The sequence below is a fragment of the Neorhizobium sp. P12A genome, from assembly GCF_008365395.1.
Lineage (GTDB): Bacteria > Pseudomonadota > Alphaproteobacteria > Rhizobiales > Rhizobiaceae > Rhizobium.
Map to the genome: position 1 here is coordinate 262,920 of NZ_QOVX01000004.1, position 16,347 is coordinate 279,266.

The 16,347-nt window shown below is 59.9% G+C and carries 17 protein-coding genes; 9 read left to right on the forward strand and 8 right to left on the reverse strand.

The genetic code is table 11. The features are described from left to right. Positions 1-36 precede the first annotated feature (36 nt). From DTW90_RS15600 to DTW90_RS15615, 4 genes are read left to right on the forward strand one after another with little or no spacing between them, the layout of a single operon-like run. On the forward strand, positions 37-711 hold the full coding sequence (locus DTW90_RS15600) for an MEDS domain-containing protein (RefSeq protein WP_149339446.1): 675 nt from the start codon (positions 37-39) through the stop codon (positions 709-711). Continuing rightward, positions 695-2,860: a PAS domain-containing protein gene (locus tag DTW90_RS15605; protein WP_149339448.1), complete on the forward strand. Its 2,166-nt coding sequence runs from the start codon at positions 695-697 to the stop codon at positions 2,858-2,860. Before DTW90_RS15600 ends, DTW90_RS15605 begins: the two co-directional genes overlap by 17 nt. Further along, complete coding sequence (locus tag DTW90_RS15610; RefSeq protein ID WP_132516967.1) at positions 2,857-3,231, forward strand: response regulator; 375 nt, start codon at positions 2,857-2,859, stop codon at positions 3,229-3,231. Before DTW90_RS15605 ends, DTW90_RS15610 begins: the two co-directional genes overlap by 4 nt. Before the next feature lie 36 nt (positions 3,232-3,267). Further along, the gene (locus DTW90_RS15615) at positions 3,268-3,939 is read left to right on the forward strand and encodes a response regulator (protein ID WP_149339450.1); all 672 of its coding nucleotides are present in this window, start codon (positions 3,268-3,270) and stop codon (positions 3,937-3,939) included. A gap of 60 nt (positions 3,940-3,999) precedes the next feature. Here the strand turns inward: DTW90_RS15615 and DTW90_RS15620 are convergent, their stop codons facing one another. The 3 genes from DTW90_RS15620 to DTW90_RS15630 are packed head-to-tail and all read right to left on the reverse strand — an operon-like array spanning position 4,000 to position 6,085. After that, a complete protein-coding gene (locus tag DTW90_RS15620; RefSeq protein ID WP_246664956.1) occupies positions 4,000-4,839 on the reverse strand; it encodes an enoyl-CoA hydratase/isomerase family protein in 840 nt (279 codons plus the stop codon). A gap of 38 nt (positions 4,840-4,877) precedes the next feature. After that, a complete protein-coding gene (locus DTW90_RS15625) occupies positions 4,878-5,366 on the reverse strand; it encodes a RidA family protein (RefSeq protein ID WP_149339453.1) in 489 nt (162 codons plus the stop codon). After that, positions 5,360-6,085 (reverse strand): SDR family oxidoreductase, encoded by a 726-nt coding sequence (locus DTW90_RS15630; protein WP_149339455.1) that lies wholly within the window; start codon positions 6,083-6,085, stop codon positions 5,360-5,362. Before DTW90_RS15630 ends, DTW90_RS15625 begins: the two co-directional genes overlap by 7 nt. A 636-nt stretch (positions 6,086-6,721) precedes the next feature. On the opposite strand from DTW90_RS15630, the gene DTW90_RS15635 reads away from it, so the two are divergent. After that, complete coding sequence (locus tag DTW90_RS15635; RefSeq protein WP_149339457.1) at positions 6,722-8,017, forward strand: epoxide hydrolase family protein; 1,296 nt, start codon at positions 6,722-6,724, stop codon at positions 8,015-8,017. A gap of 39 nt (positions 8,018-8,056) precedes the next feature. Here the strand turns inward: DTW90_RS15635 and DTW90_RS15640 are convergent, their stop codons facing one another. Next, positions 8,057-8,968 (reverse strand): LysR family transcriptional regulator, encoded by a 912-nt coding sequence (locus DTW90_RS15640; RefSeq protein WP_149339609.1) that lies wholly within the window; start codon positions 8,966-8,968, stop codon positions 8,057-8,059. Between the two features lie 103 nt (positions 8,969-9,071). Here DTW90_RS15640 and DTW90_RS15645 point away from each other — a divergent pair, with 103 nt between their 5' ends. The 4 genes from DTW90_RS15645 (at position 9,072) to DTW90_RS15660 (ending at position 11,762) form a co-directional block, all read left to right on the forward strand. Further along, entirely contained in the window at positions 9,072-9,962 is an 891-nt protein-coding gene (locus tag DTW90_RS15645) for an NAD-dependent epimerase/dehydratase family protein (protein WP_132516952.1), read from the forward strand. A 138-nt stretch (positions 9,963-10,100) separates the two neighbouring features. Next, positions 10,101-10,301, forward strand: a complete 201-nt coding sequence (locus tag DTW90_RS15650; protein ID WP_149339460.1) for a hypothetical protein — start codon at positions 10,101-10,103, stop codon at positions 10,299-10,301. Between the two features lie 59 nt (positions 10,302-10,360). Beyond that, positions 10,361-10,573: a hypothetical protein gene (locus DTW90_RS15655; protein WP_132516950.1), complete on the forward strand. Its 213-nt coding sequence runs from the start codon at positions 10,361-10,363 to the stop codon at positions 10,571-10,573. Positions 10,574-10,736: 163 nt separating this feature from the next. Next, positions 10,737-11,762, forward strand: a complete 1,026-nt coding sequence (locus DTW90_RS15660) for a PHB depolymerase family esterase (protein ID WP_149339461.1) — start codon at positions 10,737-10,739, stop codon at positions 11,760-11,762. Positions 11,763-12,006: 244 nt separating this feature from the next. Here the strand turns inward: DTW90_RS15660 and DTW90_RS15665 are convergent, their stop codons facing one another. Genes DTW90_RS15665 through DTW90_RS15680 form a run of 4 tightly spaced genes read right to left on the reverse strand, consistent with a single transcriptional unit; the run spans position 12,007 to position 16,311 of the window. Continuing rightward, positions 12,007-12,297, reverse strand: coding sequence for a helix-turn-helix domain-containing protein (locus tag DTW90_RS15665; RefSeq protein WP_149339463.1), 291 nt, complete (start codon positions 12,295-12,297; stop codon positions 12,007-12,009). Next, positions 12,294-13,496: a glycosyltransferase family 4 protein gene (locus tag DTW90_RS15670; protein WP_149339465.1), complete on the reverse strand. Its 1,203-nt coding sequence runs from the start codon at positions 13,494-13,496 to the stop codon at positions 12,294-12,296. Before DTW90_RS15670 ends, DTW90_RS15665 begins: the two co-directional genes overlap by 4 nt. Then, on the reverse strand, positions 13,493-14,752 hold the full coding sequence (locus DTW90_RS15675) for an O-antigen ligase family protein (RefSeq protein WP_188079953.1): 1,260 nt from the start codon (positions 14,750-14,752) through the stop codon (positions 13,493-13,495). The genes DTW90_RS15670 and DTW90_RS15675 overlap by 4 nt, the downstream gene beginning before the upstream one ends. After that, a complete protein-coding gene (locus DTW90_RS15680; RefSeq protein ID WP_149339467.1) occupies positions 14,749-16,311 on the reverse strand; it encodes an undecaprenyl-phosphate glucose phosphotransferase in 1,563 nt (520 codons plus the stop codon). Before DTW90_RS15680 ends, DTW90_RS15675 begins: the two co-directional genes overlap by 4 nt. Positions 16,312-16,347 lie beyond the last annotated feature (36 nt).

The window sequence follows — 16,347 nt, forward strand, 5'->3', positions numbered from 1 at the left end:
CAGGCAAAGTTGTTACCAAGACGTGGAGGGTTTCGGGTGAAATCTGATGCTGAGCCTGTTCGCCTTGCCGGATTCGAGCTGCGCCAGCGACGCCATGTCTGCGCCTTCTTCAACAGCAATGAGGAAGCCTATCATGTGCTTCTGCCCTTCATTGCCGATGGTTTTTGCTGTGGCCACAAGGCCGTGCATCTCCTCAATCCGGGCGAGCGCGCCAACCATCTCGAGCGGCTCTCGCAAGCCGGGATCGATACGCAGGCGGCCGAGAAGAGCGGGCAACTGGAACTCAGTACCAACACAGACACCTATCTGTCTGAGGGCCGCTTTGATCAGGATCGGATGATTGCGGTTTTCACCGAACTTGCCAGCGGCAATGCTGAGGGCCCATATCCGCTAAGCAGGATTGTTTGCCACATGGATTGGGCCGCTGATGGCCGCTCCCACGTCGCCGACTTGATCGAGTTCGAAGCGCGGGTCAACGATGTCTGGTCCCAGCATGATGACGTGGTGATCTGCGTTTACGACCTGGCGAAATTCGGCGGTGACACCGTCGTGGACATCATGAGAAGTCATCCCCTGGTCGTCATCGGCGGGATATTGCACGAAAATCCCTTCTTCGTTCCTCCCGCGCAGTTCCTGGAAGAGTTCCGTAGCCGACGAGCCGCCGGGTCCCCTTGGACATGTTCTGAGGTAGAAAATGATGATGGAACTTGAGCGCGCCTCCGCTGAGGTCGACGGCTTGCGCCGCTGCATGAACGACCTTGTCGGCCTTCTCACGCTTTCAGCGATGTGGGCCGGAGGCAGTTTTGCCCAGATCGCCAATACCTTGCCCGATGCCCTGCGTACCATGCTGGATGTCGACTTCCTGCTTCTGCGCTCCGCGGATGGAGGCGACGACATTCCTTCTGCGATAGCCAGGATGGCGGATGCGATACAGTTCGGCCGATCCCAGGATATCTGGCAGGCGCTCTATTCAACGCTCGGTGAAAGCCTCGCGGCGTGGCCGCAGAGAACTGTGCTGACATTGGACGGCATTGCGTTCTCAGTGGCTCTGCTGCGGCTTGGAATGCAAGGAGAGGAAGGTATTCTGGTGGCGGGCTCCCGTCGCCCTCAGTTTCCGTCGCGGGAAGAACGGCTGCTGATCAGCGTTGCGGTCAACCAGGCGACGGTAGCCCTGAAGGAAGCGCGGTTGCTATCGGTGCAAAGGCGCCTTGCCTCGGAACTCGACACCAGGGTTTCGCAGCGGACCGCCGAACTTGCGGCAACCAACGAGGCCCTCAGGCGCGAGATCGCCGAGCGTCGACGAGCCGAAGCTGCTCTTCGCGACAGCGAGAGCAACTCGCGGCTGATCGTGGACAGCATCTCAGGGCTGGTCGCCATCTTTACCCCGCTGGGCGAGGTGGAGGCGGTCAACAATCAGTTCGTCAAATACTCCGGACTGACACTCGAGGAATTCAAGCAATGGGCGACGAGTGACTTCGTCCATCCCGACGACCTGCCGCAAGTCATCAGAGACTTCACAAAGGCGATCGGCACGGGAAAGGCCTACGATTTCGAAGCGCGCATGCGGCGTTCGGACGGTGTCTACCGCTGGTTTCAGGTGCGCGGCTTGCCGTTTCGCGACGCAAGCAAAGGCATCATCCGGTGGTATGCCCTCCTGACGGACATCGATGAACGCAGGCGGGCAGAGGAGCGGATACGGCGCAGCGAGATGTTTCTCGCTGCGGGCCAGAGGATCAGCCTGACAGGTACGTTTTCCTGGCAGATTGATACCGACGAGATGACCTTCTCCGAAGAATTGAACCGGATCTTCGAGTTTGAAGACGGCACAGCGGTGAACATCAACAATATCGTCGATCGCATTCATCCCGACGACCTGGCGATGCTGACCGAAAAGATGGAGCAGGTCCGCAACGGATTGGACAATTCGGAATACGAGATCAGGCTGAAGGGCAGGGACGGGGCCATCAAGCATGTGCGGGTAACGGCCAATGTCATCCACCACGGGGATGGCAGGCTCGAGTGCCTCGGGGCCGTCCAGGATGTCACGCAGCGGCGCCTGGCAGAGGAATCGCGCGATGAAGTTCGAACCGAGCTTGCCAGAGTGACCCGGATTATGAGCCTCGGCACGATGGCGGCATCGATTGCGCATGAGGTCAATCAGCCGCTGGCGGGGATCGTCACCAATGCGAGCACCTGTCTGCGGATGCTTTCGGCCGATCCGCCGAATGTTGCCGGCGCGTTGGAGACAGCGCGTCGGACCATCCGCGACGGCAACAGAGCCGCCGATGTGATTGCGCGCCTGCGTGCGCTGTTCCGGAAGAAGGCCGCGGTCGTCGAGAAGACTGACCTAAACGAGGCTGCGCGTGAGGTTGTCGCACTCCTGTGGAGCGACCTTCGCAGAGGCAAGGTCGATCTTCACGTCAAATACGCCGATGACCTGCCACTTGTCTGCGGCGACCGCATTCAGTTGCAACAGGTCATCATGAACCTGTTGCGCAACGCTTCCGAAGCCCTGAGCTCGGTCAGTGATCGTCCCAGGCATCTTGTCATGCGCACCGAACTCCAGCGCGACCGGAATGTCTGCCTGCTGGTCGAGGATAACGGCCCGGGCTTCGGCGACCAGGAGCGTGAACGTCTTTTCCAGGCTTTCTATACCACCAAGGAGCAGGGGATGGGCATCGGCCTTTCCGTCAGCCGATCTATCATTGAAAGCTACAAGGGACGGATCTGGGCGATGGCCAATGACGGCCCAGGCGCCACGTTCGCGTTTTCCGTTCCTGCCTACACTCAAACGGATATCAATTCCGAGGCCATTTCGCTTGCCCCTGTCCATGTCTTGCGTAAGGCGGAGCGGCCATGAAACCCTTGTCCTCCCTCGTATCCGTTGTCGATGATGACGAGTCAGTCAGAGAGTCGCTGCCCGACCTGCTCAGAGAGTTCGGATTTAAGGTCGAGGCCTTTTCCTCTGCAGAGGAGTTCCTGGTCTCCGGGGCTCTGGGGCAGACCGAATGCCTGATCCTGGATATCGCAATGCCCGGGATGACGGGGCCGGAACTTCAGAGCGAACTCACCCGGCGCGGCAAGACCATTCCCGTCGTTTTCATCACCGCTCACCGCGAAGAGGCGGATCGTGAGCCTTTGCTTGAGTCCGGTGCGGTGGAGTGCTTGTTCAAACCATTCAGCGACACCGACCTGCGCGGCGCGCTCGATCTCGTTTTCCAATCCCACTGATTTGTTTGTTAACTGGCTACGTCAAGGAGAGATCGCATGTACAGGCTTCTGATGACCAGACCACAAGAACTGAGTGCGGTTGCCACGAAAGATATCATGCCGGTCGTCTTCGTTGTTGATGATGACATCTCGATACGGGAATCGCTCGAACTGCTCATCCGCCAGGCCGGATGGCGACCGGAGCTCTTCAGTTCGGCGAAAGACTTTCTCTCGTTCCCCAGAATGCATGTTCCGAGTTGTCTGATTTTGGATGTCAATCTCCCGGATCTGAGCGGGCTCGAGCTGCAGGAGCTGGTATCCGGAGATCGCACGGACATGCCGATCATATTCGTCACCGGCTTCGGAGACGTGCCTACGACGGTCAAGGCGATGAAAGCCGGAGCCGTCGAGTTCCTGACGAAGCCGTTCAGCGACGATGTCCTGATCGGCGCGATCGAGAGCGCGCTTGAACGGAGTGCCGAGACGGTGGGACTGGAGGCCCAGCAGGAGGTGCTGCGGGAATGCTATAATTCCCTCAGCCGCCGCGAGCGTGAGGTGATGCGTTTCGTCGTGACCGGGATGCTGAACAAGCAGGTGGGCTTCGAGCTGGGTATCAGCGAAATCACGGTCAAGGCGCATCGCGGACAGGTGATGAGGAAGATGAACGCACGCTCTCTCCCGGATCTGGTCAAAATGTCGGCCAAGCTCGGCGTCGGCCTCGACTCCTAGAACTGCGAGTTGGGTGCCCGCGCTGCCTGTTATAGACCGCCGGCGCGGGCACCTTCCAGCCTATATGCCAGCCAAGGTCTGGGTGTAATGGCCTAACCTTCTTTCGATGTCGGCATTCGTCTGAAGCCCCATCTCCATCAGTCTTCCGATCTTGGCTTGCGTCGTCGGGCGTTGCACCGAGGTGATGAACGCATCCCAGCCCGCCCCGATCTCGGGATTCGAGGGGAGGCTTGCAAAGTCCACCAGCCTCTTCGTATCCGCGATCGCCTGCCGGTCGAAGCCGGATATTCTGAGAGCCAGTGCGTCGACGAAGGGATCCAGTTGATCGTCGGGGAAAGAACGATTGACATAGCCATATCTTTCCGCGAGATCGCCATTGATGTCGTCGGACCCAAGCAGGACCTCAAGCGCCCGTCCTCGTCCCATCAGCCGTGGCAGCCTCGCCATCGGGCCGCCGCCGGGCACCAGGCCTGCGCCGACTTCCCATTGAGACAAGATCGCCTTCTCACGGCTTGCGAAACGCATGTCGCTTGCCAGCGCCAACTCGCTGCCGACGCCGGTTGCTCTTCCGCGGATGAGGGCGATCGAGACGACCGGCGATCTGCTGATCCGCACCAGCATGTCGGGGAGCGGATGAAGCCCTGTCGGCCCGGAGGGCAGGCCGGTCGATTCCGCAAGTGGTGGCGTGAAATTGTAGTGGGTCAGGAAGAAGCCCGGCACGGCGCTGTCGAAGACAACGACTTTGAGGTCCGGATCAGTCTCGATGGCCGAGATCACCTTCTCGAACTGCGGAATGGTTTCAGGCCCGAAGATGTTGAATGGAGGGTTGTTGAACGTCACCCGCCAGTAGCCAGGCGTGCGCTTGTCAACTTTGATCTGGGCAGGTGATTTGGCTTCCATGACTCTCTCCATACGAAGGTTGATACGCGAGATGATCGCTAGGGTTTGATCTCGAAGACGAGCTCGATTTCGACCGGCATTCCCAGCGGTATGCTGGCGACACCCAGGACGATGCGGGGAGGGACCCTGTCCGCTCCGAACAGTTCCAGGAGCAGTTCGGACGCTCCGTCGGCGACCTTGGGATGTTCTCGAAAATCGCCCGCAGTGGCGATATAGACGCCAAGCTTGGCGATGTTGCTTATCCGGTTGAGGGAACCAAGGTGAGCCTTCGCGGCAGCCAGTCCGCTAAGGCACGCCGTCCTTGTTGCGTTGTAACCCTCGGCAACTCCCAGCTCGTCGCCGATCCGCCCGATATATTTCGGATCATGGCCGATGACAGGAAGCATGCCGCTGAGGAATAAAAGAGGCCCGCATTGGATCGCCTCGACATAGGCGCCGAAGGGCGTCGGCGCAGGTGGAAGGGCGATGTCCAGCTCTACCAGGCGGCGGTCCGGCTCGATGCCGGCAGCTTTTCCAACGTCTACCATTTGCCGAGATGTGCGCCGTTATCGACGTGCAGCACCTCCCCGGTGATATCCTCCGCCTCGGTCAGATAGACGACCGCATTGGCGATCTGCTGGACACTGGAAATCGTGCCCATTGGCGATAGCGATCTGAGGAAGTCCTTTGGACTGTTTTCGTGCAGCGGCGTCTCGACGCTCCCAGGTGCGACGGCATTCACCCGGATGTTTTCCCTCGCAAATTCCATGGCGAGATTTTTGGTGATGGCGTTGATGCCACCCTTGGTGATCATCGCGACAGAGGCTGTTATGCCGGCAATGGGATGATCGGCCAGCGATGCCGTTATGCTGACGATGCTTCCCCCGGATTTCTGGCGCAGCATCTGTCGGATCGCGTGCTTCGTCAGATAGATGAAACCTTCGATATTGGTTGAGGAAAGCCGTCTGAAGTCCTCGATCGTGTAGTCCAGGAACGGCTTCGTGAAAAAGATCCCGGCATTGTTCACAACCGCGTCGATCGATCCGAACTTTTCAATGGCGGTGCGGGCGACCTTCTCCGCCGTAGTGGGGTCGCCGATGTCGCCATCGACCAGCGCCAGCCGGCTCGATCGGTCGAATCTTGCGGTCTCGCTGATGTTCCGCGACGTCGCGACGACGTTGTATTCACGGTCGAGAAACGTCTTCACGAGCCCGGCGCCGATGCCTTGGGATGCGCCGGTGATCAAGATGGTCTTGTTCGAATCCATTCCTGCCTCCGTGTCTCTGGATGCGAAAACGGCAGCCGTTCGCGTGGCGGTCATCCAGGGGAGATCACCTCGAATTCACTGCCGATCTGCATTTGTGTCGACCGCCCGGTGACTTCGTCGCCCGTCGACTGAGTGGATCATCGCGCGAAATTGAGGGGACGACTATTGCACCAAGGTGTCGGCGGATGTTGGTTCGGATGGCAACAACAAAGGCCGGAACCGAGGTACAATAAATCTTGGGAGAGACCGAACGCTCTACGAGACTGCTCTGGTCGCTCTCGGCAAGGCTGTGGTTGCTGCTTGACAGTTAGCACCGATCAAGCGACCCTTCGGCCCGCTTGATCGAGGAAACTCAGCATATCAATGTGGACTGGTGGCGTGGCTGCGAACGCCATCAAACCCAAGGTTACCCGTCCCCGCAAATGCTGGGCCATCGGCGACACCATGGTACAATAGAATAGCCGTCCTGAATTGGCCATCCTGACCCCGCAGCCGGCAATGCTCGCGGACTACGAGCGACTGATCTTCAGAGCGCCGGTGTACCGGTCCAAGCCGATCCAAAGCTATTGAATGCAGCCCGATTTAAGTGACGACCCTCAAGCCGCGTAGATCAACACCAACGCATAGGAGGAAGCCATGTCGGCCCTATCATCGCCGGTCACCCGGCGCAGCATACTTGCCACTGCCGCCGCCGCCAGCGCCGCGGGTCTGGTGCCCGCAGCATTTGCCGCCACCAATGATAGCGCCTCCATCAAGCCCTTTCATTTCTCCGCGACCGACAAAGAACTCAAGGATCTGCATCAGCGTGTCGTAGCGACCCGCTGGCCGGACAAGGAAACGGTGAAGGACCATACCCAAGGGGTGCAGCTTGCCACGATCAAAAAGCTCGCCGACTATTGGGCCAAGAACTATGACTGGCGCAAGGTCGAAGCGCGGCTGAACGCCCTTCCGCAATTCGTAACCGAAATCGACGGCGTGGAGATTCACTTCATCCATGTGAAGTCGAAACAGGAAAATGCGCTGCCCATCATCATCACGCATGGGTGGCCGGGCTCGATCATCGAGCAGATGAAGATCATCGCTCCCCTGACGGATCCGACGGCTCACGGGGGCACTGCGTCGGATGCCTTCCACGTCGTGGTTCCGTCGATCCCCGGCTATGGTTTCTCCGGCAAGCCGACCGAACCGGGCTGGAATCCGCCGCGTATTGCGAAGGCCTGGGCCGTACTGATGGACCGCCTCGGCTACACCCAATATGTCGCCCAGGGCGGAGACTGGGGCAATGCCATCTCCGAGCTGATGGCCGTGCAGCAACCGCCGGGATTGCTGGGCATTCACACCAACATGGCCGCCACCGTCCCAGCCGACATCGCCAAGGCACTCGCATCGGGCGCGCCGGCGCCGGCGGATCTTTCGCCCGACGAAAAGCACGCCTATGAGCAACTTGACGATTTCTACAAGAATGGTCTCGGCTATGCGATCGAGATGAACAATCGGCCGCAAACCCTTTACGGGATTGTGGATTCTCCGATCGGCCTTGCCGCCTGGATGCTCGATCATGACATCCGCAGCTACGACATGATCGCCCGTGTCTTCGATGGTAAGCCTGAAGGGCTGACACGCGATGACATCCTCGACAACGTGACGCTCTATTGGTTGACGAATACGGCGATTTCCTCCGCCCGCCTTTACTGGGACAATGCGCATTTTCCGTCAGGGGGCTTCTTCGATCCGAGAGGCATCAAGATCCCGGTCGCTGTGAGCGCGTTCCCCGACGAGATCTATCAGGCGCCGCAGAGCTGGGCGGAAAAAGCCTATCCAAAGCTCATCCACTACAACAGGCCTCAGAAGGGCGGACATTTTGCTGCCTGGGAGCAGCCCACCGTCTTCACCGAGGAATTACGCGAATCCTTCCGGTCCCTGCGAACCTAGAGCGACGGCAAGGGCGGTGCCGCCCCGCCCCGGCTACCTTCATAAAACGGCGAGCCGGGGCGGGATAACCTCCATGAGAAAGTCGATAAAGGCCCGGACGCGGCGCGGCAGGGGGCCGGCGCCGACATAGACGGCATGGATCGTCTCCACGTCGCCGGGATTGAAATCCTCAAGAAGAGGCACGACCCGGCCGGCCTCGATATCATCCGCGACGATGAAACGGCCGACCCGGGCGATGCCGGCGCCGGTAAGCAGGAGGTGGCGCATGGTCTCGCCGTTGTTGACCTCGATGCTGCCGGGCGCAAGCTGTTCGACGACGTTTCCTCCGATCAGAAACGGCCACCGGTCCTTGGGTGTCCTGAATGTGAAGCTCATGCATTGGTGGGGTTCAAGGTCGGCTGGAACGGCGGGCACCCCATGTTTGTCGAGATAGTTCGGCGACGCGCAAACCACGCGGCGAACGTCGCCGATTTTGCGTGCGGTCAGCGAACTGTCGGAGAGCGGCCCGATGCGGATCGCGACATCTGCCTGCTGGGCAAGCAGGCTGACGAGGTCGTCGGTGAAGGCGAGCTCGACGGCAAGGTCCGGATTGCGGGCGAGGAAATCGTCAAGGTGGGGAACAACATACATGTTTCCGAAAGTCAGCGAAGACGTGATCCGCAGTCTTCCGCGAACCGAACCTGAGGCGGCCGCGTCCTCGGCGTCGCTGACCTCCTGAAGGATCCGACCGCTCGCCTCGAAAAAAGCCCGGCCTTCATCCGTGAGTGTCAGGCTGCGCGTGGTGCGTACCAGCAGACGCGCGCCAAGCCTCTCCTCCAGTCGCGCAATCAGCTTGCTGACGGCTGACGGCGTCAAGTCCAGACTTCTCGCGGCCTTCGAGAAACCGCCTTCGTGCACGACGCGGACGAAGACTTCCATTTCGCCGAGGCGCTCCATGACCAGCTTCGACATTATGTCCTGCAGTTCACAATAAGTGTTCTCCCTGCAGATATAATCATCGCAGCCCGACATGTCTATCTGGAATGAGACAAACATCCCGGAAAGGAATTCGAACATGAAAATCTTCCTCACAGGCGCCAGCGGCTATATCGGTGGTTCGGTCGGCGCCGCCCTCGTCGCCAAGGGGCATACCGTTCGCGGCCTCGTCCGCGATCAGGCAAAGGCGGCCGATGTGGTGCGCACGGGCATCGAACCCGTGATCGGAACCCTTGATGACACCTCGCTCCTCACCGAAGAGGCCCGCGCGGCGGACGCTGTGATCAATACCGCAAGCAGCGATCATCGCGGCGCGGTCGAAGCCATCCTTAGGGGGATCGAGGGAAGCGGCAAGGCGTTCCTTCATACGAGCGGCAGCAGCATTGTCGGTGACGAAGCCATGGGCGAGCCCTCGGACAGCATCTATGACGAAGACGCCAAGATCGAGCCGGAGCCGGACAAGGTCGCCCGCGTAGCGATCGACCAGCTCGTGCTCGGCGCGTCCGGCGTCCGCTCCGTGGTTCTCTGCAACACCATGATCTACGGCAACACGCTCGGCACTCCGGCCGAGAGCGTCCAGGTTCCGCGCCTCGCCCGTAACGCGCGCGAGACAGGAAAGGCACGCTACATCGGACGCGGCCTCAACCGCTGGTCCAACGTCCATATCGCCGATGTCGTAGATCTATACCTGCTTGCCCTTGATAGCGCGAAGCCCGGCACTTTCCTCTATGTCGAAAGCGGTGAGGAAGAACTCGGCAATGTCGTGCGTGCCGTCGCCGACCGTCTTGAACTGGGCGAAGCGGGATCCATGTCAGCGGACGAGGCTATTGCCACCTGGGGACGTGAAATGGCCGTGTTCGGACTGGGCTCCAACAGCCGCGTCAGGGGCCATATCGCGACCAGGGATCTGGGATGGAAGCCGAAGACAACCTCGATCACGGAATGGATCCGCAGCGAGATGCCCCGATAGATCGATTTTCCTCCCGTGGACGCCTTTTCGGCGTCCACGATGCCCACCATGTCCATCAGCAATCCGCAGATGGCAGCCGAATGAGTAAAACCGCGCTGCCGGAGTGCCAGAAAAGTGGTCCCATGGCAGGCGCCTTGAATGCGCCAGGATCGAGATCGGATCGTAAGGCGCAAACCCGATTTTGGCTTGCCTGTGAAGACCTTGCCGCTTCCCTCACTTGCTCTCGGAAACAGCGCAAATAAAGTCATGAAACGCATCGCCGCTCTATTTGTTCCAATCACGAAAAGCTTTCTTGCCAAGGGTAAGGTCGGAGAGCATACTCATTTCATCGGCGGCTAAAAGAGGGGGCTGGCGATAACCCAGTCTCATCTAATTTTTGGCAAGAAGTGGCGGCGTAGATGTTGAAATCTTCCATTCATCCGCAGGATTTGCCGTTGTTTTCGGACGATCTTGACGTGCTCGACGGCGTGCTGGCGGCGGCATGCAAGGAGCGGGGCATCGCCCGAAAGGGTCCTGAAGCCGAACGGCTCGGCGCAGTGATCATTCAGCTCTATCGCCATGGCGTCAAGGAAGACGCAAAGCTGCTGGCCCTTGCCAAGGCCTATCTCTGATTCCCCACCGATCAATTCCATCTTTTGGATGATTTTCGACGGCTTGGCATTTTAGGCCTATCCGGAAGCAACTTTTGCCCTATTATTGCTGCGGTGCACAAATATTATCGCATTGCGGTGGCGGCAAAAGTGACGGTTCCTGATCGAACCGGAAAGGTTCCGAATGCGTCTGAAATTTCCCACACGGCTCAGCCGTCTGCTCGCCGATCCCTTTGCTTTTCAACAACAGATATTGTCCGGACTGGAATCTCCCTTTGGGTCCGATCAGCCCGATCGCGGACAAGGATCCCCGGCGCGGCGTCTTGTCGAGGTAACGGGCTTCGGTCGCAATCCCGGCAATCTCAGGATGTTGGAATATGTGCCGCCACGGCCGGCCGGCAGAGCGATGCCGCTGGTCGTTGTTCTCCACGGCTGCATGCAGAACGCTCCGGATTTCGATCGGGCGAGCGGCTGGACAGCACTGGCGCGAGAGCACGGTTTTGCGGTGCTCTATCCGGAGCAGAAGCCCTCCAACAATTCCAACCTATGCTTCAACTGGTTCCGGCCGAGCCAGGTCACACGCGACCGTGGCGAATTGGGATCGATCAGGGAGATGATCGCTTTTGCGTCCGAGCGCCATTCGATCGATGCTGATCGTGTATTCGTCATGGGCCTCTCCGCTGGCGGCGCCATGGCGGCGGCCTTGCTTGCCACCTATCCCGATCTCTTTGCCGCCGGAACGATCGTTGCCGGTCTGCCCTTCGGTTCTGCGCGGGACGCGATGTCGGCCCTGCATGTCATGCAAAATCCGGTGCAGCATACGCCCGATGAATGGGCGCAGTTCGTCCGCAATGTCTCCCCGGATGCTGGGAGCTTTCCTGCCGTTTCCATCTGGCATGGCGCCTCCGACCAAGTCGTCGCGATCGGCAATGCCGAAGCCTCGCTATCGCAGTGGCTGGCATTGCATGGGCTGGACTGGGCAGAGGCGAAAGACGACCGACGTAACGGCGCCAGCCGCAAGCGATGGCAGGACAGCCGCGGCAGGACGATTGTGGAACTGGTGACCCTCGATGATTTCGGTCACGGGCTGCCGGTCCGCTCAACGTGCGCAACCCGCAACCCCTCCAACGAGACTGACCGCTTCATGCTTCCGGCATCCGTTTCGGCGCCGGAAGCAATGGTCCATTCCTGGCGGCTTGATCAGCGCTGAGACCCAGCAGTCTCGCCGTCAATTTTGCTCGACGGAGATGCCGTTCTTGCCGATATTCATCTGAATACCTTCCGGCTTGGTCTGCTCGCGATAGATATAGGTCCCGAGACCGATGACCACGACCACCAAAGCGCCGATAAAGGCCGTTGCTACGTTTCATCTTTCAATCCCCCATGCAAACCAATGATTTCGCAGGATAAACGCGCGAAACTCCGCTTTGGTTCCATGAAGGTTTGGTAGCGCCCTAATCGTCGTTGGTAGCGTTGAGGTTTTCCGGACGAATGCCTTCGTCCTCGTCCCAGGATTTCAGCCGTACGCCTGGTCCGCCGACCCCCTGGCTGCCGCTCGCTAGAAACAGGATGCCTCGCGCTTCCAGCGCTGCGCGGACCGCCGAAAGCGTATGATGCTCGACTGACCCGACATCCGTCTCCAGCGCTTCGATGGAGGCGACGGACAGCCGGCTGTCGGCTGCGAGTTCTTCTGTGGAAAGCCCGATCATGGCGCGGGCGCCTCGGAGTTGTGCAGAGGTGATCATGCCTGCAATTGTAGCGCCGTCTCGGCCATTCTCAAGAGGGCCGGCGAACGATAACCCAGCAATTCGAAATAGATTTCCTCGGTTTCGTCGGCCATGCCTGTAATCGTGTTGCGATCCTTCCGACGCCGCGCTTCAGCGGTGAAACGGCGCAGGATATCAGGATCCGCCAGGCGCATCATCGCGTCGGCAAGCGGCTCCGGATCATCGCTGTTGGCGACGAGCAGGCCATTCCGTCCATCTTCCAGCACCATGCTGGCGCCGCCGACCTTCGTCAGCACCAGCGGCTTTCCGCCTGCCGCTGCCTCGAGCATCACATAGGACATGGCCTCATAGCGGCTGGGCATCACGACCGCGTCGAAGGCATCAATCGCGACGGCGCCGGGAATGCTGCTATTGAGATGTGCGCGACCCTGGAGCCCGAGTGCCTTGATGCGTGCGTCGATCTCGGCCTCCAGCTCCCCAGTGCCGATCATCAGCAGATGAGCGTTCGGGAGCTTTGCCGCGATCCGGGCAAAGGCATTGACCAGACGCTCCGGCGCCTTCTGCTGAGTCAGTCGACCAACGAAGCCGAACAGTAGCGCGTCATCGCCGATGCCGTACCGAGACCTGATAGCAGCGCGCTGACCGGGAGGAGGCGAGGCGACGCCGTTTGCGACCACCCGCAATCTGTCCCGGGGCAAGCCGATCGACAGCGCATGCTCATATTCATCGCGCGAGACGCAGATCACACGATCCGAGAGGGCGTTGCCGAGGAAACGCTCGATGCCGCCATAGATCATGCGACCCTTGGAGCCCAGCGTCGGGTCCATGGTCCTGAAAGCGTGAGGCGTATAGATGACCGGCGTGTGTACCCCGGGCAGGCGCAGACGCGTGAGCGCACCCGCCTTGGAACTGTGGCCATGGATCAGGTCGAAGTGACCGTGTTTCGAAACGATCTGGCGGATGTTCCACCAGGCCGGAATATCAGCAATTCCGGGCGAGCGATGCATCATGACGGGGAGCACGCCGTCGAGGCCCATTCCCTCCAGTTCTTCAACGAACGCGTCTTCGGCCCGGACTGGCGAATAGATCGCGGTTACCGAATGGCCACGGCGCTGCATGGCGCGGCACAGATCGAGGAAATGGCGACCGGATCCACCACCGCTCGGCTCCAGGACTTGCAGCAGCGAGAGGCGTTTGATCGATACGTTGACGTTCATGTCACGATTTCTCCCCGGGCGAGGCGATGCTGATGGCGTTGTTCCAGCGCCCAGCAGCCCCAGACGATCCCGATCAGCATGTAGAGATGGCGCCAGTGGTCGGTGTCGATGACGTTGCCGATGCCGACATGGCCGAGAATGACGATCCAGGAGATCATCACGTAGGGCTGCCACGGCCGCTCCTTGAGCAGGCAGCGGAAGCCGATATAGATCGTCCAGCAGATCATGGTGACCCAGCAGAAGAAGCCCAGCCAGCCATAGGTGGTCAGCGTCTTCAGCCAGATATTGTGCTCGTCCTCGTTGAACATGGTCGCAAAGACCAGCGGGCCGATGCCGAGCGGCTTCTCCATCGACATCGTGAAGCCGATGCGGTGACGCTCGAAGCGCCCCAGGTGGCCGCCGTCATAATCCTGCACCAGCTGCGTCCTTTGCGAGAAGAGGTCGCTGACCTGATGGAACTGCAGCGCGATAACAAGCACCGTGACCATAAGGATGACGGCGGTCAGCGACATGATCAGGATGCGCAGGCGGAAGGCGTTGCTGCGATGCTTTAGCAGCATGATGAAAATCAGCATCGCGGCGGCAAAGGCAAAGAGCGCCCAGGCGGCACGCGAGAAAGAGAGAAAGATGCCGAATGCGAGGATCGCAAGGCCGACTGTCTTGAGCGGCGCCTTCTTCAGATCGCCGATTAGGATGCCGTGCATCAGGTAGAGCGCGGGCGCGGCGAGATAGGGGCCGAAGACGTTCGGGTCCTGGAAGGCGCCCATGGCGCGGTCGTAGCGCGTGAAGATCTCGAAGCCGGGCAGGGCATGAAAATAGCCGATGATGCCGAGAACAGAGGTGATGATCGCGGCGACGGTGAGCGTCTTGAAAATCAGCGCCAGACGATTGGCATTGTCCTCGATGATCGCGGCATAGAAGACGGAACTCAGCGCCAGGAAAGTCGACACCGCGATGTAGATGGGGGCGTCCATTTCGGTGCTGGTGAGATCCCGCATCTGCGTCATCGACAGCATGCCGCCGACGTTGAATGTCAGGAACAGCGCCAGGAGCGGCGCAGTGCTGCGCGAAATCCGCAGACCCAAAATGAACCAGACGCCGATCAGAAGCGTCAGCCAAAGCTCGTACGGTGCCGGCTCGTCAATGACGAAGCCGGAAAGAAAGACACCGAACGCAACGCAAGCTGTGCCGACAAGGCGCATGGCGGCAAGCTGCGGCTGCGGGACGTGCAGCGTAGTGGTTGCGATAGCACTCAATATGCATTTTCCGTGTTGAGCAGGCGGAAGGGTGTCAGGAAGAGGATTTTCAGGTCGAAGAACAATGACCAGTTCTCAATGTAGAAGAGGTCGTAGGCGGTGCGGAACTTGATCTTGTCGTCATTGTCGATCTCGCCGCGCCAACCGTTGATCTGCGCCCAGCCGGTTACGCCCGGCTTGACGCGGTGACGGGCGAAATAGCCTTCGACGACGTCGGCATAGGTGCGGTCATGGCTCTGCGCGAGGACGGCGTGCGGGCGAGGACCGACTAGGGACAGGCTGCCCATCAGCACGTTGAAAAGCTGTGGCAGTTCGTCGATCGAGGATTTGCGCAGGAAGCGGCCGACCGGCGTGACGCGCGGATCGTTCTTGGTGACGGCGTTGCGCGCCGACGGATCGCTCATATTGGTGTACATCGAGCGGAACTTGAAGACCTTGATGATCTCGTTGTTGAAGCCGTGCCGCTTCTGCATGAAGAAGACAGGCCCCTTGGACGTCGCCTTTACGGCGATCGCCGCCCCGATCATGACAGGCCAGAGAAGCGAGAGCGCAACCAGGCTGAAGAAGATGTCGAACACGCGCTTGGCGACGGAATCCCAATCGCGGATCGGCTTGTTGAAGATATCGAGCATTGGCACGGCGCCGACGTGGGAATAGGCGCGCGGGCGGAACCGCAGCTTGTTCGCATGGGCCGCCAGCCGGATATCGACAGGCAGCACCCAGAGCTTTTTCAGAAGCTGGAGAATGCGGTTTTCGGCGCTCATCGGCAGCGCGATGATCAGCATGTCGATGCGGGCAACCCGGGCGAATTCGACCAGTTCGGCGACGGTACCGAGCTTCGGATAACCGGCGACGACGACCGGCGAACGGCCATCGCCGCGGTCGTCGAAAATACCGCAGATGCGGATATCATTGTCCTGCTGGCTTTCGAGCGCGCGGATCAGCTCTCTGGCCGGTTCGCCGCCGCCAACGATGACGGCCCGCCGTTCCATGACGCCGTTTCTCGTCCAGTTGCGGATGCCATAGGCAAAGGCGATACGCTCTACGAACAGGAAGACGATGCCGGTCAGGAGCCAGACAATGAACAGGCGGGGGGAATATATCGAGCCGGCCCGCAGCAGCGCGACCAGGACGAGAAGCGGGATGAAGGATGCCCCCCAGGCCAGCAACAGACGTCGCACGCAATGAAGCGGAGCGCGAAGCGCCGGGATCTGATAGGCGTCGACCACCTGCAGGATGAAGACGGTCAGTGCAGACAGCCCGATCGCGACGGCCGCCTGGATCAGGAAGGGCTGAACGTGCGCATCGATATAGGCATAGGAGACACCAAGTCCGATGGCGAGAAATGACAGGAACTCGAAAAGCCGAAACTGCCCGATGATGATCGAAGGCGTCTGGTTGGCTTCGCGGAACTGCTCGGCGATCTTGGCTGCAAACGGATTGATGGCAGGAGGCGTAATCTCGCCTGCCTTTTCGTCAGCCGACCGGGCCCGTACTTCGGAGACCTGCCTGCGAATGTTTTCGATGTTGAATTGCTCAGGCTTGTCTATCTGATTCATGGTCTTGAATATCCGGTCCTCGCCGGAAATCGACCT

Excerpts from the sequence above, each read along its gene's own strand:
- DTW90_RS15605 (WP_149339448.1), top strand. The coding sequence starts at position 695 with ATGATGATGGAACTTGAGCGCGCCTCCGCTGAGGTCGACGGCTTGCGC.
- DTW90_RS15610 (WP_132516967.1), top strand. The coding sequence starts at position 2,857 with ATGAAACCCTTGTCCTCCCTCGTATCCGTTGTCGATGATGACGAGTCA.
- DTW90_RS15615 (WP_149339450.1), top strand. The coding sequence starts at position 3,268 with ATGTACAGGCTTCTGATGACCAGACCACAAGAACTGAGTGCGGTTGCC.
- DTW90_RS15620 (WP_246664956.1), bottom strand. The coding sequence starts at position 4,839 with ATGGAAGCCAAATCACCTGCCCAGATCAAAGTTGACAAGCGCACGCCT.
- DTW90_RS15625 (WP_149339453.1), bottom strand. The coding sequence starts at position 5,366 with ATGGTAGACGTTGGAAAAGCTGCCGGCATCGAGCCGGACCGCCGCCTG.
- DTW90_RS15630 (WP_149339455.1), bottom strand. The coding sequence starts at position 6,085 with ATGGATTCGAACAAGACCATCTTGATCACCGGCGCATCCCAAGGCATC.
- DTW90_RS15635 (WP_149339457.1), top strand. The coding sequence starts at position 6,722 with ATGTCGGCCCTATCATCGCCGGTCACCCGGCGCAGCATACTTGCCACT.
- DTW90_RS15640 (WP_149339609.1), bottom strand. The coding sequence starts at position 8,968 with ATGTCGAAGCTGGTCATGGAGCGCCTCGGCGAAATGGAAGTCTTCGTC.
- DTW90_RS15645 (WP_132516952.1), top strand. The coding sequence starts at position 9,072 with ATGAAAATCTTCCTCACAGGCGCCAGCGGCTATATCGGTGGTTCGGTC.
- DTW90_RS15650 (WP_149339460.1), top strand. The coding sequence starts at position 10,101 with ATGCGCCAGGATCGAGATCGGATCGTAAGGCGCAAACCCGATTTTGGC.
- DTW90_RS15655 (WP_132516950.1), top strand. The coding sequence starts at position 10,361 with ATGTTGAAATCTTCCATTCATCCGCAGGATTTGCCGTTGTTTTCGGAC.
- DTW90_RS15660 (WP_149339461.1), top strand. The coding sequence starts at position 10,737 with ATGCGTCTGAAATTTCCCACACGGCTCAGCCGTCTGCTCGCCGATCCC.
- DTW90_RS15665 (WP_149339463.1), bottom strand. The coding sequence starts at position 12,297 with ATGATCACCTCTGCACAACTCCGAGGCGCCCGCGCCATGATCGGGCTT.
- DTW90_RS15670 (WP_149339465.1), bottom strand. The coding sequence starts at position 13,496 with ATGAACGTCAACGTATCGATCAAACGCCTCTCGCTGCTGCAAGTCCTG.
- DTW90_RS15680 (WP_149339467.1), bottom strand. The coding sequence starts at position 16,311 with ATGAATCAGATAGACAAGCCTGAGCAATTCAACATCGAAAACATTCGC.